Source organism: Microvirgula curvata (assembly GCF_054781615.1).
This window is the reverse complement of sequence record NZ_BAAGUB010000011.1, coordinates 188,201-197,437: the sequence shown is the minus strand read 5'-3', so window position 1 is coordinate 197,437 and position 9,237 is coordinate 188,201. Positions and strand designations below refer to the sequence as shown.

At 61.6% G+C, this 9,237-nt stretch carries 9 protein-coding genes; 4 read left to right on the top strand and 5 right to left on the bottom strand.

Features of this window, described 5'->3' with window-relative positions; genetic code table 11:
- Positions 1-1,332: RHS repeat-associated core domain-containing protein (locus tag ACYVG8_RS06750; protein ID WP_460745249.1), on the top strand; the 1,332-nt coding region annotated here is incomplete at its 5' end.
- A gap of 311 nt (positions 1,333-1,643) precedes the next feature.
- Here ACYVG8_RS06750 and ACYVG8_RS06745 read toward each other — a convergent pair.
- The 5 genes from ACYVG8_RS06745 to ACYVG8_RS06725 form a co-directional block, all read right to left on the bottom strand.
- Entirely contained in the window at positions 1,644-2,951 is a 1,308-nt protein-coding gene (locus ACYVG8_RS06745) for an NAD(P)/FAD-dependent oxidoreductase (RefSeq protein WP_460745248.1), read from the bottom strand.
- Between the two features lie 55 nt (positions 2,952-3,006).
- Complete coding sequence (locus tag ACYVG8_RS06740) at positions 3,007-3,903, bottom strand: ABC transporter permease subunit (RefSeq protein WP_169735645.1); 897 nt, start codon at positions 3,901-3,903, stop codon at positions 3,007-3,009.
- Complete coding sequence (locus ACYVG8_RS06735) at positions 3,896-4,810, bottom strand: ABC transporter permease subunit (RefSeq protein ID WP_107889873.1); 915 nt, start codon at positions 4,808-4,810, stop codon at positions 3,896-3,898. The genes ACYVG8_RS06740 and ACYVG8_RS06735 overlap by 8 nt, the downstream gene beginning before the upstream one ends.
- 10 nt (positions 4,811-4,820) lie before the next feature.
- Positions 4,821-5,933 carry an ABC transporter ATP-binding protein gene (locus tag ACYVG8_RS06730; RefSeq protein WP_460745247.1) on the bottom strand — a complete coding sequence of 371 codons (1,113 nt, stop codon included), beginning with the start codon at positions 5,931-5,933 and terminating at the stop codon, positions 4,821-4,823.
- A 64-nt stretch (positions 5,934-5,997) separates the two neighbouring features.
- Positions 5,998-7,092 (bottom strand): polyamine ABC transporter substrate-binding protein, encoded by a 1,095-nt coding sequence (locus ACYVG8_RS06725; RefSeq protein ID WP_107889872.1) that lies wholly within the window; start codon positions 7,090-7,092, stop codon positions 5,998-6,000.
- A 568-nt stretch (positions 7,093-7,660) separates the two neighbouring features.
- On the opposite strand from ACYVG8_RS06725, the gene ACYVG8_RS06720 reads away from it, so the two are divergent.
- From ACYVG8_RS06720 to ACYVG8_RS06710, 3 genes are all read left to right on the top strand, one after another.
- Complete coding sequence (locus ACYVG8_RS06720) at positions 7,661-7,837, top strand: hypothetical protein (RefSeq protein WP_156952520.1); 177 nt, start codon at positions 7,661-7,663, stop codon at positions 7,835-7,837.
- Between the two features lie 40 nt (positions 7,838-7,877).
- Positions 7,878-8,750, top strand: a complete 873-nt coding sequence (gene aguB / locus ACYVG8_RS06715; protein WP_107889871.1) for an N-carbamoylputrescine amidase — start codon at positions 7,878-7,880, stop codon at positions 8,748-8,750.
- Positions 8,751-8,943: 193 nt separating this feature from the next.
- Positions 8,944-9,228: a helix-turn-helix domain-containing protein gene (locus ACYVG8_RS06710; protein ID WP_028499194.1), complete on the top strand. Its 285-nt coding sequence runs from the start codon at positions 8,944-8,946 to the stop codon at positions 9,226-9,228.
- Positions 9,229-9,237 lie beyond the last annotated feature (9 nt).

Sequence of the window (9,237 nt, the reverse complement as noted above, 5' to 3'; positions counted from 1 at the left end):
AGTCAGCGCGTGCGCTACCTGCCCGGGCTGGAGCTGCGCGATACCACGCAGACCCCGGATGGCGGCAGCGCCAGTACGGTCGAAACCCTGCAACTGCTGCAACTCGACGGCAGTGGCCGGCTGTCGGTTCGCGCGCTGCACTGGACGCTCGGTCAACCGGCCGATATCGCCAATGACGGACTGCGCTACAGCCTGGCCGATCCGGTCGGCTCATCTCTGCTGGAGCTGGACGCCGCCGCCGCGGTTGTCAGCTGGGAAGCGTATTACCCGTATGGCGGCACTGCCGCCTGGGCCGCACGCAGCGACAGCGAGGTCAGCTATAAATTCGTGCGTTATTCGGGCAAGGAGCGCGATGCCAGCGGCCTGTATGCGTATGGTTTGCGCTATTACGCGCCATGGCTCGGGCGCTGGATCAATCCCGATCCGGGGGGCACCATTGATGGCCTGAATCTGTTCCGCATGGTCAGCAATAATCCGCTGACGTTGCGTGACCCGGATGGGCTGAAGGGAGGAAAAGGCTATCTTTTTATGCCGATAGTGAGCCCGGATATTATGGATATGGCCATTGCAGAAAATACGCAGAGGTTATTGGTCAACAAAGCACCTTTTGATGTTTTACTCTACGATCGCGATAATCGCCGTAAGCTTCACAGTCTGTTAGGCGACTTCAGAAAAGGTGCATCTGATTCTGCTTTTGAGCAGCAGATAGTTCGCGAAATGGGATTCAACCAATACAACACAGATGTGGAATTAAATAGAAAAATGGGGAAAGGTGCCGCAATTAAAAGATTTACTTCCGCCCCAAAATATATAAGATTAGCAACAAGTCAGATGAGCACAAAAGATATAACCACCTCCCAAATTCTCAGTCAACTCAAGGAGAATGACAAGCTTCATATATTAGCTCATGGTGCTGCCGGCAAGCCATTTGTCCTTGATGAGCTTAATAACTTCATGTCAATGCAGGACCTGGCCTTCAGTCTTTACAAACATGACATGCCGGATCTTCCGCTACGGATTTTACTTAAAAGTTGTCATACGGCGGATCCCGTCAATATCAGTAACGCGCAGCCGGAAGTAAAAATCGGTGGCCCTGCCGCATTGGCTGCAGCGCAATCCTTGCGGGACGAGCTGAGGAAGCTGGATTATCGGCGGGTGCAGGTGGTTGGCTACCACGGAGCAGGGGAACGCTATGGCTTCCTGGACGATCCCGAGGCCCACCATACGCGAAAAATCGGAGGAATACATGGCATTTTGGCACGTAGCCAGAAAGTCGTTTTCAGTTGTGCCACGCCATCGACGGCTGGAGGCGCGACATTCATTCGTCGTTAACTAGCGCCCCCCATGCATGCCCACAGTCACAGACGCTCTTTCAGCCCTCCGCTGCGCCGGCACGCCGACCACCAGCAGTGTGCTGTCCGCATCGTTCGCCACAACCGCGCTGACAAGCGCATCGAATACTATGCCTTCTCATCCATCGGCCTCCCGCTCGACAGCAGTGATGCGCGACAGGCCGACAGCGGTCAGCCTGCCAACTTCCGTTACCAGTGTTCGCGTTCGGCAAGACGCTGGAAACCACCGTCTGCACCAGCCGCTACCATTACGACGCACTCGGTACGCAACGGCAGCTGGGTGATGCCGGCTCAGGGCATCAGGTCACGCAGGCGGAAATAGCTCATGGCCGCCACCAGTGCCGGTGCGCGCAGCAGGCTGCCGCCGGGAAAATCGCGATGGGGAAGGCGCTCGAACACTTTCAGTCGCTGGTCGTCACCATCGATGGCTTCGGCCACCACCCGCCCGGCCAGCCCGGTCAGCGCCACGCCATGGCCGGAGAAGCCCTGCATGAAAAAGGCCCGGCCACCATGCAGGCGGCCGAAGTGCGGGGCCCGGTTCAGCGTGATGTCGCAGAAACCACCCCATGCATAGTCGATACCGACATCGGCCAGGCCCGGAAACACCTTCAGCATGTCGGCGCGCATGCTGCCGGCCAGATCGCGCGGCGGGTGGCCGGAATAGCTGACTTTCCCGCCGAACAGCAGTCGCTGGTCGGCAGACAGCCGGTAGTAGTCAAGGACGAAGTTGCTGTCGCACACCGCGTCATTGCCCGGCAGCAGCGTGCGCGCCCTCGCCTCGCCCAGTGGCGCGGTGGCAATGACATAGGTGCCGACCGGCATGATCTTGCGCTTGAGTGACGGTTCCAGCCCGCCGACCAGTGCATTGCAGGCAAGCACCGCCCGCTCGGCCGACACCCGGCCGGCGGCAGTATGGATGACGATCCGCTCCCCGCTGCTGTCGACCCGGGTCGCGGCGCTGTTCTCGTACAGCCGGACGCCGGCTGCGACGGCGGCGCGGGCCAGACCGAGCGTGTATTTCAGCGGGTGCAGATGGCCGGAGTGCGGATCGAACACGCCGCCGACGTAGCGTCCGGTATCGACCCGGCGCCGCAGGGCCGGGCGATCCAGCCATTCCAGTGCGCGATAGCCATAGCGGGCGTCCATGTCGCGCATCCAGGTCGCCAGCGCATCGAGGTGGCGCGGCTTGTTGGCCGCATGCACATAACCGAAATGCAGGTCGCAGTCGATGGCGTGCTGCTCGCAGCGTTCGCGGACGATGTCCATCGCCTCCAGCGACCATTGCCACAGCCGCTCGCTGTCGGCCTGACCGACGGCGGACTCGAACAGGTCCAGTCCGCACGCATAGCCATTGATGATCTGTCCGCCGTTGCGGCCGCTGGCGGCCCAGCCGACGCGCGAGCCTTCCAGCAGAACCACCTCGTACCCGCGTCGGGCCAGTTCCAGCGCCGTGGACAAACCGGCCAGCCCGCCGCCGATCACGCAGACATCGGCACGGGTTTCCGCCGTCAGCGCGGGCCAGACGGGAATGTCGCCGCAACTGGCAGCATAGAAGGACCCGACATGGTCCTGATGGGCACAAGCGAACAGGGATGACATGGGATTCTCTTTGAAAACGTCCTGCCACCCGGCTGTGCGCCGGGTGGCCGGAGACTCAGGCTTGCCCGGCGGCAGGCAGCCCGCCGACCAGCTTGCTCTTTTCCTCATCGCCGGCCTGGCGGAACGCGTCGGCAATGGCCTTTTCCTTCTTGCGCTGCGAACTGAGCATCAGGTAGTTGGACACGATGACCAGTGTACCGACCACCAGCACGGTAATGGCGCCCAGTGCGTTGATTTCGGGGTTCAGACCGAGACGGACGCGCGAGAAAATCACCTGCGGCAGCGTGGTCGAGCCGGGGCCGGACAGGAAGGCGGTGGTCACCAGATCGTCCAGCGACAGTGTCAGCGACAGCAGGAAGCCGGACGCGATCGCCTGCGAGATCAGCGGCAGCGTGATGACGAAGAAGATCTTCAGCGGCCGGGCGCCGAGGTCCATGGCGGCATCCTCGATATTGCGGTCCATCTCGACCAGCCGCGAACGGACCACCACCGACACATAGGCCATGCACAGCGTGGTATGGCCGACCCAGATGGTGAACATCCCGCGTTCGCCCGGAACGCCGATCACCTGCTGCATCGAGATGAACAGCAACAGCATCGACAGACCGGTGATCACTTCCGGCATCACCATCGGCGCCGTCAGCATGCCGGCAAACAGCGTGCTGCCGCGGAAACGCTTGAAGCGCGCCATGACGAAGCCGGCAATGGTGCCAAGGATGATCGCCGCAAAGGCCGAACTCAGTGCCACCTTGACCGACAGCCACAGCGCCGACAGCAGTTCGTCGTCCTCCAGCAGCTCCCCGTACCACTTGACCGAGAAGCCGCCCCATACCGTCACCAGCTTGGAGTCGTTGAACGAGTAGACGATCAGGCTGATGATCGGCACGTACAGGAACAGGTAGCCCAGTATCAGGCACAGCTTCAGGAAGCCGGGCAGTTTCTGATTATCCACGATCGCCCTCCAGTTGCCGGGTCTCATAGCGGTGGAAGAACACGATCGGCAGGATCAACAGGCAGACCATGACGATTGCCACGCTGGAGGCCATCGGCCAGTTGTTGTTGTCGAAGAACTCGTTCCACAGCACCTTGCCGATCATCAGCGTCTCGGTGCCGCCGACCAGCTCCGGGATGACGAACTCGCCAACCGCCGGAATGAACACCATCATCGAGCCGGCAATGATGCCGCCCTTGGACAGGGGCAGTGTGATGGCCAGGAAGGCTTTCCATGGCCGGGCACCGAGATCCCCGGCCGCTTCCAGCAGTCGCAGGTCCATTTTCACCAGGTGGGCATACAGCGGCAGGATCATGAACGGCAGGTAGGCGTAGACCATCACCACATACAGCGAGAAGTCGGTATGCATCATCCGCAGCGGCTCGCTGATCACGCCCAGACCGAGCAGCAGGTTGTTGATCAGCCCGTTGTCCTTGAGGATGCCCATCCAGGCATACACGCGGATCAGGAACGAGGTCCAGAACGGCAGCATCACCAGCAGCAGCAAGGTGTTGCGCGCCGCCGGGCTGGCACGGGCGATCGCATAGGCGATCGGATAGCCGATCAGCAGGCAGGCGATGGTGGTGACTGCCGCCACTTTCAGCGAGCTCAGGTAGGTGTCGATGTACAGCTCGTCGCTGAACAGGAACGCGTAGTTCTCCAGGTTGAAGGCAAACGTGACCCTGCTGCCCTCGCTGGACATCAGCGCCGTGAACGGCGGGACGGCGATGTCGACCTCGGAAAAGCTGATTTTCAGCACGATGAAGAACGGGGCGAGGAAAAACAGCAGCAACCAGAAATACGGGATGCCGATCACGGTTCCCCTGCCCGGCCTGAGCCAGGCGTCGAGAGTGCGCTTGAGATTCATGGCTGCCTCCTTACTGGGTCAGCACCACGGGCATGTCGGCGCGCCAGCTGATGAACACCGGATCACCCCAGGTCGGCGCTTCCTCGCCCGCTTCATACCAGCGGGTGGACGGCACCATCGATTTGACCACTTTCCCGGTCGCCAGCCTGATGTGGTACACCGAGTAGCTGCCGAGGTAGGCGATCTCCTTGACCTCGCCTTTCACCGCGTTGGCGGCATGGGCCGGCGCATGCCGATCCACATGGACGTCCTCGGGCCGGACGCTCGCCCAGACTTCCATGCCCTTCGGGCCGGAAATGCCATGGTCGATGCAGATGCGTCCGCCGAAGACGTCCGAGTCGATCTCGATGTGATCCGGTTCGTCCACCACCACCTTGCCGTGGAACATATTGGTCTCGCCGATGAATTCGGCGGTGAAGCGGCAGTTGGGGAAGTCATAGACCTGGCTGGGCGAGCCGACCTGCAGCAGGCAGCCCTCGCTCATGATGCCGATGCGGCCGGCCATGGTCATCGCCTCCTCCTGGTCATGGGTGACCAGCATGCAGGTCACGCCGACTTTCTCCAGCGTATTGACCAGTTCGAGCTGGGTCTGCTGGCGCAGCTTCTTGTCCAGTGCGCCGAGCGGTTCGTCGAGCAGCAACAGCTTCGGTCGCTTGGCCAGGCTGCGCGCCAGGGCGACACGCTGCTGCTGGCCACCGGACAACTGGTACGGCTTGCGGTTCGCGTACTTGCTCATCTGCACCAGCGCGAGCATTTCCCTGACCCGGTCGTCGATGTCCTTTTTCGCCATCCGGTCCTGCTTCAGGCCGAAGGCGATGTTTTCGCCGACCGTCATGTGCGGGAACAGCGCATAGCTCTGGAACATCATGTTGATCGGCCGCTCGTACGGCGGCAGTGCAGTGATGTCCTGCCCGTCGAGGATGATGCGGCCGCTGGTCGGGCGGTCCATGCCGGCCAGCATGCGCAGCAGCGTCGACTTGCCGGAGCCGGACGAACCGAGCAGCGCGAAGATCTCCTGCCGCTCGACATCGAGGCTGACATGGTCGACCGCCAGCGTGTCGCCGAATTTCTTCACGACATTGACGATCTGCAGATACGGTTTCTTTTCGGTGTGGTCATTCATGGCGATTTCTCCCCGCCGTCCCGATACGGCAGTGCCGGGACGGTGGTCTGGGCGTTCAGGGGAATTAGCGGCCGGTCTTGACCGTGGTCCACAGCCGGGTCACGCCGCGCTGCACATCGGCGGGCTGCACGTTCCGCGTCCACAGCACCTGCTTGATCGCGTCGTTCGGGTAGACGTTGGGGTCGCCCGAAATCGCCTTGTTGACCAGGGGTGTCGCCGCCTTGTTTGCATTGGCATAGAACACCTGGTTGGAAATGTCAGCCACGACATCGGGCCGCATGATGAAATCGAGGAACTTGTGCGCCGCCTCGACGTTCTTTGCGTCCTTCGGAATCGCCATCATGTTCGCCCACAGCGTGGCGCCGGTTTTCGGGATGATGACCTTGATCCTGACACCGTTCTTCGCTTCCTTCGCCCGCTGGTTGGCGATCAGCAGGTCGCCGGAATAACCGAGCGCCAGACACAGCTCGCCATTGGCCATCTCGTTGATATAGGAAGACGAGTTGAAGCGGGTGATATACGGGCGCACTGCTTCCAGTGTCTTCGCCGCTTCCTTGTAGTCATTGAGACTGGTACTGACCGGGCTCTTGCCGATATAGCGCAGTACCGACGGGAACACATCATTGCCGGAGTTCAGCACCGACACGCCGCAGCGCTTGAGCTTGCTGACGTATTTCGGGTTGTACAGCAGCTCCCACTCATTGGCCGGGTAATCGGCGCCCAGTGCCGCCTTGACCTTGTCGACATTGATGCCGATCGTGGTCGTGCCCCACATGTACGGTACCGAATACGCATTGCCCGGATCGCTGGCGGCGAACTTGGCCAGCAGTGCCGGATCGAGGTTTTTCCAGTTCGGCAGTTTCGAGCGGTCGAGTTTCTGGTACACGCCGGACTGGATCTGCTTGCTGAGGAAGTCGTTGGACGGGTTGACCAGATCGTAGCCGGACTTGCCGGTCAGCAGCTTGGCCTGCAGGGTCTCGTCCGAGTCATAGACATCGTAGCGGACCTTGATGCCGGTTTCCTTCTCGAACCTGGCAACGGTGTCCTTGGCGATGTAGTCGGACCAGTTGTAGATATGGAGTTCGCCGCCGGCAGCCATGGCGTGAACGGCCCACCCGACAGCAACCGCCGCCGCCCCAATGCGGAAAATATGCTTCATGTCGTTTCTCTTCCTCTAGTTCCCAGACGACGGTCCGGGGGACCGTTCGTCGACATCCGCCTGGATGCCTGACCCGTGGATTGCAAAAGTCGGGCCAGCCCGGAAAAGCGTGGCGAACTGCATCGTTGCGCCGCATTCCCGGTTTCCGTGCGGGATTCTGTGTCCGGTCTGCGCCGGATAATGCCGGATTGTTTAACACCTTCGACACCCGACCCAGAATAGAGACGTTTAATAAAATTGACAACAAACACACAGCGCTTATCGCAATGCCAAATGAATATCTTGTTTTGCAGTGCAATAAGCCATATTGCACTGCCGCAGAGCATTTCCGCGCGAAATCAGTGCATGAAACAGGTCATGCAGCAGCCATTTCAGGCACGAATAACCACTGGCCGCATCATCGGGCGTTTATTATTCTTGACGAAAGAGGCCAAACCAGACACCTTGGCCGTGCAATAAATTGAGCACCCGGCATTAACTGGCATGCCAATTGCAAAACAGGAAACGTCCACCCGGACACCACGGCACCATCAACCGGCACGATGGCCCACCACCAGGAGACGGAACCATGCATACCCCGAGCAGCAGGACCCGACGCGGTTTCTTTGAGCTGGATCGACTGACGACCCACAGACCGGAAGCGCCCGGTCCGACCGTGCGCGATAATCTGGTCAGCGATGCCCCGTCGGGCATCGATCACCCGCGGACGGAACGACCGGACTGGCTGCCGCGCAAGCCGCGCTAGCCGGCCGGAACACGCCCGGCCGCGCCGACCGAGGATCAAGATGAGACCTGTTACCGTCGCCGCAACGCAGATGGCCTGCGACTGGGACCGTGAACGCAATATCGACAACGCCATCGGACTGGTGCGCGAAGCCGCCAGCCGCGGCGCCGGGCTGATCCTGCTGCAGGAACTGTTCGAGACACCGTATTTCTGCATCGACCAGCATGCGCCGCTGTTCGAGCTGGCGCAGCCGCTGGAAACCCACGGCTGGCTGCCGCGCTTCCAGGCGCTGGCGCGCGAACTTGGCGTGGTGCTGCCGGTCAGCTTTTTCGAGCGTGCCGGCCAGAGCCATTTCAACAGCGTGGCCATGATCGACGCCGACGGCACACTGCTCGGCCGCTACCGGAAGATGCACATCCCCGACGGCCCCGGCTACCAGGAAAAATACTACTTCAGCCCCGGCGATCTCGGCTTCAAGGTCTGGGATACCCGGGTCGGCCGGATCGGCGTCGGCATCTGCTGGGACCAGTGGTTTCCGGAATGCGCCCGCGCCATGGCGCTGATGGGGGCGGAAATCCTGCTGTATCCGACCGCCATCGGCAGCGAGCCGCATGATGCAGGCATCCAGTCGGCCGACCACTGGATCCGGGTCCAGCAGGGCCATGCCGCGGCCAATGTGATGCCGCTGCTGGCCAGCAACCGCATCGGTACCGAAACCATGGACGGTGGCAGCGACACCTTCCATGGCCGTTCGTTCATTGCCGGGCCGGAAGGCGAACTGGTGGCGGAAGCCTCCGCTGACCGTCGCGAGGTGCTGGTCCACACTTTCGACCTCGACGCCATTGCCGCCAAGCGCCGCGCCTGGGGCGTATTCCGCGATCGGCGGCCGGAATACTATCGTGCGCTGACCACGCTGGACGGCACCATCCGCTGACCCGCCGCGTGCCGACAGTTGCTGCCGGCACGCGAAACGGGCCTGAAGCGTCCGGCTCGTTCATAATGTGGGTGACATTGAATCTGGCGCAAATTCCAGACCGTATGCATAGCCGATAATTCGTCCCGCCTGCGCACTGCCACTCCCCGGCAGTGCAGCCGGCTTCCCCCATTTGACCGCGGACCCCTCTCCCATGCAGACACAAAGCGAACTCGTGGCACGTATCGGCAACCAGCTCAGGGAGGCACGCGAGCAGCAGCGCTACACCCTTGCCCAGGTCGCCGCGGCGATGCACCGTTCGCAGTCGCAGATCGCCGCGCTGGAGGCCGGCGACGAGACGCGCCTGCCGGAGTGGGTCTATGTGGTCGGCATCATCCGCAGCTACAGCAAGCTGCTGGGCGTCGAGATCGAAGCCTGCCTGCGGGTGGGCGATGCCTACGACGGCATCGCGCCGCCGGTCGCCGTGCCGGAAGAATAGGAGTCCAGC